12 protein-coding genes and 3 pseudogenes are annotated in these 16,170 nt (G+C 41.6%); 6 read left to right on the top strand and 9 right to left on the bottom strand.

Features of this window, described 5'->3' with window-relative positions; translation table 11 throughout:
• The 4 genes and pseudogenes from EAE89_RS02370 to EAE89_RS02355 form a co-directional block, all read left to right on the top strand.
• A pseudogene (locus EAE89_RS02370) lies at positions 1–114 on the top strand (IS5/IS1182 family transposase); the annotation flags it as partial.
• Between the two features lie 1,307 nt (positions 115–1,421).
• On the top strand, positions 1,422–2,084 hold the full coding sequence (arsH, locus tag EAE89_RS02365; protein ID WP_054480776.1) for an arsenical resistance protein ArsH: 663 nt from the start codon (positions 1,422–1,424) through the stop codon (positions 2,082–2,084).
• A gap of 184 nt (positions 2,085–2,268) precedes the next feature.
• Positions 2,269–3,432 carry an outer membrane protein assembly factor BamB gene (locus EAE89_RS02360; protein WP_214085306.1) on the top strand — a complete coding sequence of 388 codons (1,164 nt, stop codon included), beginning with the start codon at positions 2,269–2,271 and terminating at the stop codon, positions 3,430–3,432.
• On the top strand, positions 3,429–4,889 hold the full coding sequence (locus EAE89_RS02355) for a carboxypeptidase M32 (RefSeq protein ID WP_054480772.1): 1,461 nt from the start codon (positions 3,429–3,431) through the stop codon (positions 4,887–4,889). Before EAE89_RS02360 ends, EAE89_RS02355 begins: the two co-directional genes overlap by 4 nt.
• Before the next feature lie 69 nt (positions 4,890–4,958).
• Here the strand turns inward: EAE89_RS02355 and EAE89_RS02350 are convergent.
• From EAE89_RS02350 to EAE89_RS02340, 4 genes and pseudogenes are all read right to left on the bottom strand, one after another.
• Positions 4,959–5,132: pseudogene (locus EAE89_RS02350) on the bottom strand (IS982 family transposase); the annotation flags it as partial.
• Between the two features lie 50 nt (positions 5,133–5,182).
• Positions 5,183–5,455, bottom strand: coding sequence for a group II intron maturase-specific domain-containing protein (locus tag EAE89_RS23435; protein WP_054480771.1), 273 nt, complete (start codon positions 5,453–5,455; stop codon positions 5,183–5,185).
• Complete coding sequence (locus tag EAE89_RS02345) at positions 5,456–6,247, bottom strand: reverse transcriptase domain-containing protein (protein WP_054480769.1); 792 nt, start codon at positions 6,245–6,247, stop codon at positions 5,456–5,458.
• Between the two features lies 1 nt (position 6,248).
• Positions 6,249–6,980 (bottom strand): annotated as a pseudogene (locus EAE89_RS02340) (IS982 family transposase); the annotation flags it as partial.
• Here EAE89_RS02340 and EAE89_RS02335 point away from each other — a divergent pair.
• Together EAE89_RS02335 and EAE89_RS02330 are read left to right on the top strand one after the other, a co-directional pair.
• Positions 6,888–7,100 carry a hypothetical protein gene (locus tag EAE89_RS02335; RefSeq protein ID WP_167338266.1) on the top strand — a complete coding sequence of 71 codons (213 nt, stop codon included), beginning with the start codon at positions 6,888–6,890 and terminating at the stop codon, positions 7,098–7,100. The pseudogene EAE89_RS02340 and the gene EAE89_RS02335 sit on opposite strands and share 93 nt — an antisense overlap.
• A 302-nt stretch (positions 7,101–7,402) precedes the next feature.
• On the top strand, positions 7,403–7,972 hold the full coding sequence (locus EAE89_RS02330; RefSeq protein WP_244866080.1) for a BPSS1780 family membrane protein: 570 nt from the start codon (positions 7,403–7,405) through the stop codon (positions 7,970–7,972).
• Between the two features lie 443 nt (positions 7,973–8,415).
• On the opposite strand, the gene serS is transcribed toward EAE89_RS02330, so the two are convergent.
• The 5 genes from serS to lrp all read right to left on the bottom strand — a co-directional run bounded on the left by serS (position 8,416) and on the right by lrp (position 15,829).
• Positions 8,416–9,705, bottom strand: a complete 1,290-nt coding sequence (serS, locus tag EAE89_RS02325; RefSeq protein WP_054480119.1) for a serine--tRNA ligase — start codon at positions 9,703–9,705, stop codon at positions 8,416–8,418.
• A gap of 104 nt (positions 9,706–9,809) precedes the next feature.
• Entirely contained in the window at positions 9,810–11,153 is a 1,344-nt protein-coding gene (locus EAE89_RS02320) for a replication-associated recombination protein A (protein WP_054480120.1), read from the bottom strand.
• Positions 11,154–11,160: 7 nt separating this feature from the next.
• Positions 11,161–11,772, bottom strand: a complete 612-nt coding sequence (lolA, locus tag EAE89_RS02315) for an outer membrane lipoprotein periplasmic chaperone LolA (protein ID WP_054480121.1) — start codon at positions 11,770–11,772, stop codon at positions 11,161–11,163.
• 75 nt (positions 11,773–11,847) lie between these two features.
• Positions 11,848–15,204, bottom strand: coding sequence for a DNA translocase FtsK 4TM domain-containing protein (locus EAE89_RS02310; RefSeq protein ID WP_214085305.1), 3,357 nt, complete (start codon positions 15,202–15,204; stop codon positions 11,848–11,850).
• A 130-nt stretch (positions 15,205–15,334) separates the two neighbouring features.
• Positions 15,335–15,829 (bottom strand): leucine-responsive transcriptional regulator Lrp, encoded by a 495-nt coding sequence (gene lrp / locus EAE89_RS02305; RefSeq protein ID WP_011145896.1) that lies wholly within the window; start codon positions 15,827–15,829, stop codon positions 15,335–15,337.
• Positions 15,830–16,170 lie beyond the last annotated feature (341 nt).

The following is a 16,170-nucleotide window of genomic DNA, read 5'->3' as shown; positions in this document are numbered from 1 at the left end:
TTTTTGAAAGGTAATCGACGTATTGCAACACGCTATGAAAAAACAGCACGAAACTATCTGTCGATGGTGAAATTAGGCTGTATTCGACTCTTTTGCCGGAGATTATATAATTAAGGGACACTACCTAGTTCTATTGTAATACAGCGTTGCCTCGATTAAAGATTGAGATTCAGAACTCATATTTTTCTCCGAACACTTCGCTATTTGATAGTTTTGGAAAGGGCGAGCGAACACTTTAGCTTTAAACGTTCGCTCGCTCTAACCTTCTATTTACAATATTCTAAATAACTTAAAAACAGAACGTCGCAGGTTCGATACGTAACTCAATACTTGTAAAATTAATCATATCAGCATTCTCCATTAAATTAGTATTTTGTTTCCGGCATGACTATTCTGCTAACAAACTTAATAGTCAGAAACAGAATATTGCCAAGATTATGCTAAATGTCACACCTTTTCATAACTTCAGACTCTTGGAAAATACAAGAGTTAATTAAATATATCTACTCAGTTATTTTTATGTCAAGTTAATTGATTTCCATAATGGTTTTATTTTAAATGAAAACAAAATCATAAAATTAAAAGCATCAACAAAATATTCACAACCAGATATTTTATAAAGAAATTTTCCACTAATTTCTATTTATAGCATACCGTCTATCAAATTCATTTTCTTACCTATATTTAGCTAGCTTATTGTACTCCATGAAAATATACGATCACTCAAATTTATCAAAACATAATTATATATTCAACAAGTTGATTGTATTTTACATATACTATCAATGCTAAATTAACATCCTGATAATATTGTTATACACTTCTTTTTATTTTAAATAATCAATAGTCTTGTTATGCTATCTCTTAAGTCATATACAAAGAGAAAATTGTCTCTTTTAATACCTTATGTGAACTATTTATCTGTGATGTATTTCCCCTTTGGAAGGAGGAAACAGTCATTAAAACCACTGGTACAAAGGAATTTTACCTTGAATAGGAATAATAACTCAAAAAGAGTCTGGGATATTTCAACATTTGCATTGACCAAAAGTATGAGTAATTATCCATTATTAAACAAAGTCCCAAAACATACCAAAACCAATATGACTCTTTGTCAACTATTACTCGTCAACTTCACAGATAAGCTTAATTTTACCCAAAAGAAACATAATCACACTAGCTTATTAACTGTATTTTTTATGAAAAAGGAGCTTTATATGTATCTAATTAAAAGTTGATTATAATATCAAACAATTTTGAGTCTCTTAATGTTTAATAGGCGCTTATCACTTTATAACCAAGCCCACCAGACACAACGACATCAATGAATTCAGCACAGAGACTTTTGAACAAACCTCATTGTGAACACAAGAGGTTACAACAGTTTTGGAAATTACATCATCTGATTTTCGGAGAATTACATGACCGATACTTTACCAAATATTATTCACAAACTTTTGGATATCCCTTCTTTAGAGAAGCTGGAAGCGCAGAAATCTTCTTCACATAACCCAAGGATCTTACTTTTGTATGGTTCGAATCGTCAGCCTTCTTTTAGCCGATCACTGGTTCAAGAATCCGCACTCCTACTTGAGCAAATAGGCGCTGAAATTAAGATTTTTGATCCATCTAGTTTACCTTTACCGGATACTACACCCGATACCCATGAAAAAGTGGCAGAACTACATGAACTTATGCAATGGTCAGAAGGGCAAGTGTGGTGTTCTCCGGAATACCATGGATCGATGAGTGCAGTGTTCAAATCCCAGCTTGACTGGATTCCCGAGCTGCACTCTACACAAGGTAAGACATTGGCCTTACTTCAAGTCAATGGCGGAACTCAATCATTCAACGTAGTAAATCAGTTACGAACGGTAGGAAGATGTATGCATATGTTCATTATCCCTAATCAATTATCGGTACCCGAAGCCTTTCTAGAGTTTGATGATACTACTGGCCGCATGAAGCCTTCTTCTTACTACAACCGGCTTGTGGATGTTATGGAAGAGCTCATCAAATTCACACTTCTGCTACGTGACCGGCGGAATTACCTTTTGAATCGGTATTCGGAGCGTGGCCTGTAGATAAATAAGCCATCAAAGCGAGTCAAAAGCCTATTGTACTCAGATCCTGCGAACCTGTTAATGTGATCGACCTGAGATAATGGCTAGACGCTTATACATCAACTATGCTTAAGATTTATTGGCTAAAATAGAAACCATTGTAGCCTATTACATCTAGAGTTGTGTTCACAATCGAGGAAAAACAATGACACTAAAAACAAAGCACTCTCTTGCCGCGTTCAACTCACATTTAAACACCACTTGGTATAAAAACAAACAATCCCTCCGAAGCTTCAAAAAGAAATGGGCATCCATTCGACATGATTATACTAAGTCCCCTGTACTCTATGGAGAATTGGAATTTAGCGAACGAATCTGGAGTATTCCTTCAATTATTGGCAACAACTGTGTAATTATCAGTTGCTATGACGGATATATATATTGTTACGATACCAAAACGTTAAAACAAAATTGGCGATTAGAGACAGCCGGGCCGATTTATAACTCTCCCGCAGTGACAACGAGAGGTGATTTCATAATTGGTGGAGAGGATGCAACGCTTAGAATGGTTTCTTCAAATGGACTCTGCCTATGGCAATTCAAAGCTAATGATGTATTCCATTCCACCCCAACATTGGATGAAAAGAACGGGCTAGTTTACGCAGGAAGCTATGATCACAGTATGTATGCGTTAAATGCAAAAAGTGGAAAATTGATCTGGAAACGCATGTTTGAAGAAGATGTGGTGGACGATATATATAGTTCCCCCGCCCTGACAGTCGAAGGCAATATCATCTTTGGAACGAACAAAACATTAGTTTGTATAGATAAAGCCGGAAATACAGTATGGGAAATTGAAAACGAAGGACGTTTTGAAGGCAGTGCAGCATTAGATTATAGTATTGAAACAGGTATTATCGGGACCGAAGAAAATGGCCAAATCGTTGTTTTTAACTCAAGAACAGGAACCATACGCGCTATTCATGAAACCGATGGCTTCGTAGTATCATGCCCATCAGTTGGATATGATCATATTGCAACTATAGGAAGTGATGATCGTTATATTTATGGAGTAAATTTACGGAGTACTGAAGTCATATGGAAATCCGAAGTAGGAGCACGCTTTGTATACACTCCCTTTTCTACTCTACCTAATGGCGATCCTATATTTGTCGGTACTACTGATAACCCCACACATATTGATGAAGCTGTACATTGCTATGATCATCAAAATGGAGGCCTGCGCTGGAAAATCACTGCTCCCACAGGCATACACTCAGCTCCTCTTATTACAGAGCAAGGTGAGCTTATCGTAGGTTCCCACTGGAACAAAGTCTATTTCTATAGATGGCCTGAGGTATACGAATGAACGATTATCAGCAACTAACCGACCTAATGGTTAAATGGAGCTCATTGTATGGCGCCTATGCAATCTTAAACTGGGACAAAGCCACAATGATGCCCAAAGGAAGTCATTCGCTAAGAGCAGAGCAAATGTCAGTGCTCAGCACTATGCAACATGAGATAATCGCAAGCCAGGAAATAGCGGAACTTCTGGATCGTATCGACATTACCGTTCTAAATGATTGGCAAAAAGCCAACATCAGAGAAATACATCGTTTGCATATCATGGCTATCGCAACCTCCCCTACATTAACCAGCAGGCTTACCCGAGCAGCAGTAAAATGCGAAGAGGCGTGGTATGCTCAAGCTAATGAAATAAATCAACAGTCTCTTGAACAAAATTTTGAAGAGTTGCTAGCACTGACACGGGAAATGGCGTCTTCCCTTGGAGAAAAACTCGGGATAAGCTCATATGATGCTTTACTAGAGCAGCATCAACCAGGTCTGAGAGCCGAATCGGTCGATGCTATTTTCAGTAAAATAGAACCATTCACCTCAAGATTAGTCGCCACAATAAAAGACTCACCAAAACAACAAACCATCTGGCCAAGAATAAGTAAAAATCAACAAAAGAAATTTGCCAATACCTTAATGGTAAACATGGAGTTTGATTTTAACACCGGAAGGCTGGATGAAAGTCGTCATCCTTTCACTGGAGGACTAACAGGCGACATCAGGGTTTGCAGCTATTTCAAACCAGAAAACATACTTTTGAGCATTTCAGCTCTTATGCATGAAACAGGCCATGCGTCGTACGAAGCACGACTTCCAAAACAGCACCTTGGACAACCGGTCAGTGATTCTAGGGGAATGTGTATTCATGAAAGTTTGGCTCTGCTATTCGAAAGACAGGTCGGTCACTCCAACTCCTACTTAGGATATTTGGCCAAGCAATTGGAAAATAACTTCGGCTATGCTGATTATTTCAACAAAGAGCGATTGTGCGAACACTTCAACACAATCCATACGAATGGTATCCGAGTTACAGCCGATGATTTCACCTACCCCGCACATATTCTTATACGCTATAAAATTGAAAACGAGCTACTCTCAGGCGAACTTTCTGCAAAACATCTCAAAGGCAGATGGCAAGAATTATTCGAGTTATATTTTGGTATAAGCCCATCACCTCATGAAGGTCCCTGGCAAGATATCCATTGGGCTATCGGTTATTTTGGGTATTTTCCATGCTACCTCATGGGCGCAGTTATTTCCGCACAATTATTCAACAATGCTCGGAAAAACCCATCAATTGAAATGGAACTCTCTAGAGGAAAGTTTAGCAGTTTACTCCAATGGTTAGACAAAAAAATCTATAGGCAAGGTTGTTACCACGAATTTGAGGACCTGGTAATAGCTTCCTGTGGAGTAAAACTTAGTGCGGACGATTTTATCAAAAATTTAGAAAGACGATTGAAATAGTTAAACACACTTTATAGAGACGGGGTTATACACCCCGTTACAATGATAGGACCCTGTAAATAATTCTGTTTAATCCGTCACTGAGAAATCGTCTTCCGAATAGAAAACTTTCAGTGATGGCTTCTTCCATTTAAGACAATAAGCAATCAAACCACCTAAAACGGTCAACATAAATCCTTTTATACTTCGGTGGCGAGAATGCTCTATTTGAGAAAGGTTTTTTAATTGCCCATTAATCGGTTGAGTAGGCCGCGGGAACTACCCCCATAGCCTATCGACTCATACCGCTCCCATCAAGCAAACACGCCTGTCATTCCTGCCCACCAATGAGCAAACAACCCCTTATGCTTCTTTTTTGCGATCCTTTGAAGCAGTTTTGATGCCTGGGTTTTGTGTCTGCTCAGTGCCTTGAACTTTCGCCTAACCCAGCGCACTAGCGCTTTGTTGAGTCGTCTGAAGACCTTATACAACTCTGAATGATAAAATTGACCATAATAGTTTAACCATCCACTTATCATGGAGTTTAGCCTGTTGGCTATTTGTGTTAAGTTAAGTTCTGTCCGCATTCATATCTTCAACTTGCGGATTTTGAATCTCATGGCCTTTTGCGCCGTTTTGCTGACTGCCAGTGTAAAACTCACAAACAGACTATTTCTTTTACGGTTCTTGACCAGCCTTGGCCTGAGCGTATATCCAAGAAAATCAAAACGGGTATGTTCATATTTTCCCTTTCGTTCTACATCCTTACAGTAAGGAATTCGGGTTTTGTCCGGATGCAGTGCCAGTCCACATTGCGCAAACCGCTGGCCTAGTTCACTTATCAGTGCTTCAGCCTGCGACTGACTGTAACAGTGACATACAACATCATCAGCGTACCTTTCGAAGGGGACACCGGGGAACTCATGTTGCATCCACATGTCAAAGACATAGTGCAGGAACAGATTCGGCATCAGGGGGGAAATCACACCTCTCTGCGGTGTGCCTTTCTCCCGGAATAACACCTTACCATTGCATTTCATCGGTGCAGTTAGCCAGCGTTCGATGTATAGACAGATCCACGGGCTGTTTGTGTGTTTCCTCACGGGTTTCATGAGTAAATCATGAGGAATATTGTCAAACAGGCCCTTGATATCGAACTCCAATACCCAATCTTGCTGCCAGCATCGCTGCCTTGTCACTCTGATGGTATCAATCGCCGATTTATTCGGTCGGTAGCCATAAGAATCCGGCAGAAAATGAGGCTCAACAAGCGGTTCTAAATGAAGCCTGACCACCATTTTCGCCACGCGATCCGCAACCGTGGTAATACCCAGCAGACGTTCACCTCCCGACTTCTTGGGAATAGCGATACCTTTCATCGGAAGCGGATAATAGCTGCCCGATGATAAAACGCCTTGATAACATTATCTTATCCCACTCAGCCAGCAGGCGTGCTTTCATATTTCGGCGCTTTTGGGTGACGAAAGTGACACCGGTTTTGCCTAAATCGTCTGCCAGTTCCTGACTGCGATAACCTTTATCGCCGTAAAGTGAACTCGTTAATTCTGTTGTTAATTCGCGAACAGGTTCCCGATCATCCACATTACCGGCAGTGACTTTAAGCGCCAAAATTTCCCCCTGATGATTGACAACCAAGTGTGATTTGAAACCGTAAAACCATCCCATTGAATTTTTTCCGCGCTTGGCTATCCCCGCAAAGACCTTATGTCGAGGAATGCTAATATTATGGCAGACACTCAAACGGGTGGAATCAATAAAAGCAATGCCTGTGGGTTTTCCTTTTAATTGCGTCAGATAGCGGTATAGTGGCACCAAAACGGAAGGGGCCACACCGACAAAACGGGGATAGCGGAGCAAGGTGGGAAAATCGTTGTGGTGATATTTCCAAATATGTTCTAGATAAAAATTTTTAAAATCACGGTAATGTGACAGATGAAAAAGGGTCAAAATGGTCATGATTTCACTGAGATACATGTGACCTTGTCGGCGGCGTAAACAATGCCCACTATCGAGACAAAATTACTCCCATTGAGGGATGAAAAAACGGCAAAAATCATCAACATCACAGAAAATTTCAACTACATTGTCCATAGCCTGTTCCACCTCGGCGCTATTTTTGGTGTACACCAAGACTTTGCCCTTGGAACAGGCTTCTCGTCAATTTCTTATCCAGAATTCGGGTTAAATAAAATTACCAAAATAATATTTTGATTCCCTGAAAATTTCCTTAAATATTAATATTAATTAATTTATATGAAAGAAAGTGCAATATATTACTTAAATAACTTAGTGATTCAGGTAATTATGGATCGCTTTGATAAAGTTAACAACATAAGTAACTTTCCGATTAAAAATACATCAATAATTTCTCCTTAATTATATCCATTTAATACTTGTCGATTAATAAAATTAATATATTATATTCGCCGGCTTTCTCAAGTTCGCTGTAGCTTTTGAGATGCAGACAAAAAGAAATTATTTAATATAAGTCAACAATTAAATTGGAAAAATTAATGGATAATCAAAACCTCAATTTTAATTCTAGCTCTATATCTAACAATAACGAGGTATTTATTCCAGGTGGTCAGTCCCTCCGTAGCGGAGAAGGTACGAAGTGGATTGGTCAATCATGGAAACTGGTTAAGAGCAAATGGGGTATGTGGATACTCCTTACCATTATCTATTTTGCAGTTATATCTGGTTTACAGTTTATTCCTTTTCTTGGGCTACTTTCGGGAATCTTAGGTCCAGTATTTATTGGTGGAATCATAGCTCTATGTGAAAAACAAAGAACTACTGGAGAATTCGAATTAGGACTGTTATTTAGCGGATTTCAGCAGAATTTTTCATCGCTAATTGCCGTTGGGGCTTTATCATTTGGTATTATGCTGCTTGGATTTATCGCAACTTTTATCATCAGCGGTAGTATATTAACCAATATATTGTTAGCCAGCCAATATGGTGAGCCTCCCGTTAACTTTTACCAATATGATCTGTCGTCATTATTTCTTGCTGTCCTTGTTTTGTTTGTCTTCAGCCAGCGCTTTAGCTTGGTTTGCACCAGCGCTCATCGTTATCCATAATTTGAAATTTGGTGCTGCCGTATCAATGAGCCTGGAAGCCGTGAAAAAGAATTTATTACCCGGTTTCTTATTCTTTATTACCATTGCGGTAATATTCATAATCTCCATAATTCCTTTCGGTTTAGGGCTTTTAATCTCTATGCCTATTCTTTTAGCTAGTTATTACTCATCTTACCGCAGCATTTTTATTGGTAAGGAGAAACCATCGACTTTAGTTAGCTAAAAAATACATTTATACCTGTTATCTTTCAAGTTGCCTCTTTGTTGGCTGCACTCATTCACCCCGGTCACAGAGTTATCTATACTCCCGGGGATTCGCTCCCTTGCCGTCGCAATGCATCTTGAAATCTATTGGGTATAGTATTTACTGAATTCAGTAATTTTGTAATTAATAAAATAGACAGCAAAAAGCGCCGATTCGGCGCTTTTCATTAATACAATAATCAACCAATATATTCTAAGCCGCCCATATATGGACGCAATATTTCTGGAATTTCAATACGACCATCAGCTTGCTGATAGTTTTCCATAATAGCAACCAAAGTACGACCAACAGCCAAACCAGAACCATTGAGGGTATGAAGCAATTGAGTCTTTTTATCTTCTTTACCACGAAAACGCGCTTGCATACGACGAGCCTGGAAGTCCCACATGTTAGAACAGGAAGAGATTTCACGATAAGCGTTTTGAGCCGGTAACCATACTTCCAGATCATAAGTTTTACATGCACCAAAACCCATATCACCTGTGCATAGTAAAACTTTGCGGTACGGCAGATCCAGTAATTGCAATACTTTCTCTGCATGACCTGTTAGTTCTTCAAGGGCATTCATTGATTCTTCAGGGTGAACAATCTGAACCAATTCAACTTTATCAAACTGGTGCATACGAATCAGACCACGAGTATCACGGCCATAAGAACCCGCTTCTGAACGGAAGCAAGGGGTATGAGCGGTCATTTTCAATGGTAATTCGCTTTCATCCAAAATTTCACCACGGACCAAGTTTGTTACCGGAACTTCAGCGGTTGGGATCAGCGCGTAATGACTTTCTGTTTCTTCTTCCAGCGGCTTAGTATGGAAAAGGTCTTCACCAAATTTTGGCAACTGGCCCGTACCATATAAGGTTTCATGGTTAACCAGATAAGGAACGTAAGTTTCCAGATAGCCATGCTGTTCTGTGTGAAGATTCAGCATAAATTGAGCCAAGGCACGATGCAGACGAGCAATCTGCCCTTTCATCACTACAAAGCGCGAGCCGGTCAGTTTAACCGCGGCAGCAAAATCCAGCCCATTTGTCAGTTCACCTAATGAAACATGATCTTTGATTTCAAAATCATATTTACGTGGCTCACCCCAGCAACTTATTTCTAAATTATCATTCTCATCTTTACCTACTGGTACAGAGTCATCTGGTATGTTAGGGATATTCAAAGCCACATCACGGATTTCAGTTTGAAGCTTTTCCAGTTCGGATTTCGCTGTATCCAACTTCTCACCTAACTGGTTCACTTCCTGACGTAATGGATCAATATCTTCACCACGGGCTTTCGCCGCACCAATAGCTTTCGATCGGGAATTACGTTCTGCTTGCAGGGTTTCAGTTTCAACTTGTAAAACTTTGCGGCGCTCTTCTTGTTTGCGCAGCGTATCCACGTCAAGGGCATAGCCCCTGCGAGCCAGTTTTTCGGCGACTGCGTCTAGCTCATTACGCAGTATGTTTGGATCGAGCATGCTAGTCCTGTGCTTGTCGTTATTAAGATAGATGATATGAACAGACCCACAAGTTAATGGGTCATAAGATATTTTTACCTGTCAACCTTACCGCAACAATAACGTTAGCGATAGCGTTTTATCGGGCTATTTTGATCCTGCTCTGCAAGCCAGGCCAGTTTTTCACCTATTTTTCCCTCTAAGCCCCTATTTGACGGATGATAATAGCGGGTTTCCTGCATTTCAGAGGGGAAATAAACTTCACCAGCCGCATAGGCATTAGGTTCGTTATGAGCATAGCGATATTCCTCACCAAGCCCCATCTCTTTCATCAGTTTTGTCGGTGCATTACGCAAATGTGCGGGAACATCGTAGTCAGGCTTTTCCTTTACATCGGCTATCGCCGCTTTAAACGCGGTATAAACCGCATTGCTTTTCGGTGCGCAGGCAAGATAAACAATCGCTTGAGCAATTGCCCTTTCACCTTCTGCTGGCCCAACACGGGTAAAACAATCCCATGCAGCAATAGCAACCTGCATTGCTCTGGGATCAGCATTGCCAACGTCTTCAGAAGCAATCGCCAATAAACGACGTGCAACATACAATGGATCACCACCGGCGGTAATAATCCGGGCATACCAGTAAAGCGCAGCGTCAGGTGCAGAGCCACGTACAGATTTATGCAGAGCTGAAATCAAATCGTAATAACGATCACCTTTATTATCAAAACGCGCACTGCGCTCTCCGCTAACTTCGTTCAATAGTTTCGGTGTCAGAACCCGTTGCCCTTGAGCATTGGTTTCTGCCATATCCGCCATCATCTCCAGAAAGTTCAGTGAACGACGGGCATCACCAACAACCAGTTCCGCAATCATGTGACGGGTATTTTCAGGTAAAACGATATTCTGACCATGATAACCGTTATCTTTATCATTCATGGCCTGATTAAGGACCTGTTCAATTTCTTCTGTTGTCAATGATTTAAGCAAATAAACCCGCGCTCGTGAAAGTAATGCGGAATTCAGTTCAAAAGAGGGGTTTTCTGTCGTAGCACCGATAAAGGTTATCGTGCCGTCTTCAATGTGGGGCAAAAAAGCATCTTGTTGGCTTTTATTAAAACGATGCACTTCATCAACAAACAGAATAGTTCTCCGCCCTGCATTACGGTTCTGACGTGCTTTTTCAATCGACTCACGTATTTCTTTGATGCCAGAAGTGACCGCAGATATCCGCTCAATATCAGCCTGTGCATAACGCCCAATAATTTCAGCTAATGTTGTTTTCCCTGTTCCTGGAGGCCCCCATAAAATCATGGAGTGCAATTGCCCGGTACGGATAGCTCTCGGCAGTGGTTTCCCCTCAGCCAGCAAATGCTGCTGACCGATATATTGTTCTAATGTCACTGGCCGCATACGTGCGGCCAGTGGCTGGAATTCATTTTGTGAAAAATCGAGGGACAGATTGCTCACTTAAACCTCACTGGCGTTGATCATCCAACGTGACGCCTTTCGGTAGAGTAAAACGGAATTTTGCAGCGTCCACATAGGTGTTTTGCAACCCTTTTAACTGATAAGCACTTTTTTGTCCATCCTGCTCAACAGCTGAGAATTTCTGGATAGTGCCGTCAGTCGTTACCGTAATAAAAAAGCGTTTCAGGTTGCCATTTGCATTATTCGGTGTCAGTTTAAAATCATTCCCTTTCTGAATGATTTTATATTGAGACCACTCTTTAGCATCGTTACGGGTAATCAGCATAAATGGGGTGTTTCCTGTTGCATCTTTTAACCAAGTGGCGGTTACCTGTTCAACAAATGGATTATAGAACCACAACGTTTTACCATCTGATACCAAAACACTTTCATCAGGTGATGTCATATGCCAGTTAAACAAGTTTGGACGTTTAACCCACAATTGCCCGTCACCTTCCTGAATTGTCGCACCATCATCACTGGTTACTATCTGAGTAAAACTGGCATGAAAACTACTTATTTTGCCCAAACGTTCCTGTAAATTCCGACTCGCACTTGCCCATACAGAAGTGACACTCATGCTAGCCATCAAACAACCTATCAATATCAGCTTTTTCATGTAAGAGATACCTTTACTCAGCGTTATTACCCGGTGTATTTATTATCGGAGCTTTCCACATATTAAAATTAACTATCAGCGTTCATGCGGCGGTGGCGCCAATACTTCGCGATTACCATTATGGCCCGGAGTGCTGACAATCTGCTGTGCCTCCATCTGTTCGACAATCCGCGCAGCACGGTTATAACCGATACGGAACTGGCGCTGTACACCAGAAATCGAAACCCGCCGTTTTTCAATAACGAATTCAACCGCTTGATCGAACAGTGCATCTAACTCTTCACCGCTATCCAACCCCAGACTACCTTCCGCATCATCACCGCCACTAAGAATATTATCAATATATTCTGGACGGCCACGGGCTTTCCAATCATTCACCACCTCATGAACTTCTTGATCCCGTACAAATGCGCCGTGAACACGCACCGGAATAGAAGAGTTTGGCGCCAGATAAAGCATGTCTCCCATGCCCAACAGAGATTCAGCGCCCGCCTGATCAAGGATAGTGCGAGAATCAATTTTGCTGGATACCGTAAAAGCAATACGGGTTGGTATATTCGCTTTAATCAGACCGGTAATAATATCGACAGATGGACGTTGCGTTGCCAGCACTAAATGAATGCCGGCAGCCCGCGCTTTCTGCGCCAAACGTGCAATTAGCTCTTCCACTTTTTTGCCAACTGTCATCATCAAGTCAGCAAATTCATCTACCATGACAACGATATACGGCTCTTTTTTTAGCACAGGGTGAGTGACATCCATGCTATCGCCCGGTTTCCAGAATGGATCTGGAATTGGACGTCCCATCTCTTCAGCCTGTTTAACCTTTTCGTTATAACCTGCCAGGTTACGTACACCTAATGCAGACATCAGTTTATAACGGCGTTCCATTTCACCAACACACCAACGTAGTGCATTAGCTGCATCTTTCATGTCGGTAACAACTTCAGTCAACAGATGTGGAATGCCTTCATAAACCGATAATTCCAGCATTTTCGGGTCAATCATGATAAAGCGAACATCTTCCGGTTTTGCTTTATAGAGGATACTGAGGATCATAGCGTTGACACCAACAGATTTACCCGAACCGGTTGTACCCGCCACCAGCAAGTGCGGCATTTTACCTAAATCAGCCACAACTGGCTGACCGCCAATATCTTTACCTAATACAATTGTCAGTGGTGATGGGTTGTCACGGAACTTTTCACAATCCAATACTTCACGCAAATAGACTGTCTGGCGTTTTTTATTCGGCAATTCCAAACCGACATAAGGTTTACCCGGAATGACTTCAACAATACGTACCGCTACCGCAGATAAGGAACGCGCAAGATCTCTCGATAAGTTGGAAATACGTGATGCTTTAACACCCGGAGCCAAATCCAATTCAAACCGAGTGATCACCGGACCTGGCGAGAAACCCACTACATCGGCTTTAACCCGATAGTCACTCAGACGCGCTTCAATCAAACGAGCCGTTTGCTCAAGGGCAAACATATCAACCGGCTCTTCTTCTGCCAAAGGGCTGGCTAATAGATCAAGCGAAGGCATTGGCGTCGTTGGCTTTGGTAATGGCTGATCATTACGGATCAAAAATGGATGGAACAAACTATCCTGCTGCGGTTGCTGCGGTTGCTGCGGTTGCTGCGGTTGCTGCGGTTGCTGCGGTTGCTGCGGTTGCTGCACAACAGTGTGTGCTGGCGCTGGCATAAAAGTAATTTCTGTGGATAGTTCGGATTTATTTTCTGGCTCTGATTGAACAGAAGGCATAAATAACGGCTCTGCCGACTCTTTTTTCACTAAATCTTCAACTGGTGAGAAATTATCAAAGTTAGACAAACTTTCCAAGGCAATGTTCTCTTTTTCCCCTTGGTAGTTCTGTTCCTGATAACGCTCACGTTGCTGCGGCTCAACGGCTCGTTTAACAATTTCTGGCTGAACCTTCTCTGCCATTGAAGGCTGATTTTTCGGTTCAAACGGGTTCGGCATTATTTGAGACTCAATTGGAACATCTTCCTCTGTATCCGCAGGCATGCGATAACGTTCGCGCTGTTGTTCAAGAAACTGTTGTCGCAACAACTCTTCTTGCTGCTTATCAGACTCAGCATCAGCCCATTCCTCTACCTGCTGTCTGGTCTCTTCTTCACGCTGTTGCTGCTCTGCAAGACGCTGTGAAGGCACTTTGATGCCATATAATTCACGACGGGTTGGAATACGGACAGGATTAGGACGAGGCAACTCTGGCCCGATCCCCTGCTTAACCTGAGAGTTGCCTGTAATAACCGCTGCCGATGTTGCTGTTACTGCAACCTCTTTTAGCTCGGTTTCCGGCATAGAAGTGAGTGTGTCACTACTGCTTTGCCTATTTTCAATCGGCTCAAATGTCGGAACTACGTCAACAGCTTGTTCAGATGCAGGTTGGAAATTATGCTCAGAAGGAATTTCAAATGTATAACGAATCGGTTCGTCATCATTTTTTTCATATTCTTCTGCTTTTTCTGTTTCTTCTGCTAATGACCGGGACTCTACAGCAACATCGGATGCATTGACCAGAATTTCAGGTTCAACATCAATGTCAGCCATATTAACGGTTGGAATATCAAGTCGCTGCTTTTCTTCAATTTCCGCTTTCTCTGATTCCGGTTCATTTAGTTCAGCTTTTGCTAATTCCGCAGCTGAAAGTGCAGTAAACAGTACATCATCATGATCGATATCAGTTACTTTAAATTCTGGTTCTGTTTTGCCATAAGCAGAGCTGTCCTGCTCAATAGCGGTTTCACTATATGATGATGATGACGTATATTCTTGTTCATTACGGCTACGGTTGGTCACATATCCTATTGCCCCCAGAATAACTGCCCCGGTTTTTTCCGCAATAGTCAACCACGACCAGCCGGTAAATAACGTAAATCCAATTGCCCAAATACACAGTAACATCAGCGTCGCTCCCAGCTCATTAAACCAGGGCAACATAGCACTACTAAACAGGCTGCCAATAATGCCACCAGAGGCAAAATAATGGAGATCATCAACATTCAATGCCGCTAATCCACATGAAGTCAGAACTATTGCCAATGCCCCAATTACACGCAAAGCAAGCACAAAGAAATCGACATATTCTCGGTCATCATGTTGTATGAAAGCAGTCCAACAACCCAATATCATCAATGGAGGAATGGTGTAAGCCAAAATACCAAACGCAGAAAACAGAGTATCAGCCAGCCATGCACCAACACCTCCCCCCAAATTATGAACTGGTTCATGCCATGCAGTCTGAGACCAACTGGGATCAGAAGGGTTAAAACTGATAAGTGCGACCATCAGATAAGCCGCTACGATAACAATGACAAGCAGTACAGCCTCTAACAACCTGCGCCCACTACTCAGTCTCTTCAACTTAATATTTTTATCTTCTGTATATTCCTGGCTCAAGAAAGGCTCTCCAGGTTTCCTGTTGATTTAACGGAACAACGCCGAGATAGCTCAGCGTTGAAACTGTATGCATAAACAGGAGTGTACCTAAGTTCTTCCAGTTTTGCATCTGTACATTTTTGGCAAGATCTCAGCGAGTCTTAATGACCAGACGGTTACTCTGCTTCACTTCTTCCATCACAACATATGTGCGGGTGTCATTAACACCTGGCAGACGTAGCAAAGTTTCGCCCAGTAACTTACGATACGCTGACATGTCCGGTACGCGGGTTTTCAATAAGTAGTCGAAATCACCGGAAACTAAATGACATTCCTGAATCTCTTCCAATTTCTGCACAGCAGCATTGAATTGTTCAAAAACATCTGGAGCACCACGGTTCAGGGTAATTTCAACAAATACCAACAATGATGCATCCAAATAATGAGGATTTAGCAACGCGGTGTAGCCAGTAATAAATCCCTGGCGTTCCAAGCGACGAACCCGCTCCAAACAAGGTGTTGGTGACAACCCTACCCGTTTAGACAGTTCTACGTTAGAAATTCTACCATCTTTCTGCAACTCATTGAGTATATTACGATCTATACGATCAAGATCTTTTCCCGGACGCTTTTTATTATCTATCATCTTAATGATCTCTCTTTATTTTCCTACACCCATAACATTTTCCCCTATCTCTCTTGAGTTTGAGTTGGAAAAGATGTCCTAAATTAAAGCCCGCCTTATCACAGTCATGTAGCTCACAGGCCATTTTTTTAGTGCTATACCGAGGATTATCCGCATGTCGATTTGTCGATTTTTATAGAAACGAATTTAGCGAAGTGGATAATTATCTCTTACAGTGATGTTTTCGCAAATGCACAGCCGATTGTCAAAGTAAATGAATAAAAATCAGAACAACCTGTGGAACAAATTTTCAGTTAATCGTTTCAATAGCCTACCATTGATTAAAAAGAAGCAAATCAAAT

Source organism: Photorhabdus heterorhabditis, assembly GCF_018448905.1.
GTDB classification, from domain to species: Bacteria; Pseudomonadota; Gammaproteobacteria; order Enterobacterales; family Enterobacteriaceae; genus Photorhabdus; species Photorhabdus heterorhabditis.
Note: the sequence above shows the minus strand (reverse complement) of the source record. Positions and strands in the feature narration are given on the sequence as shown.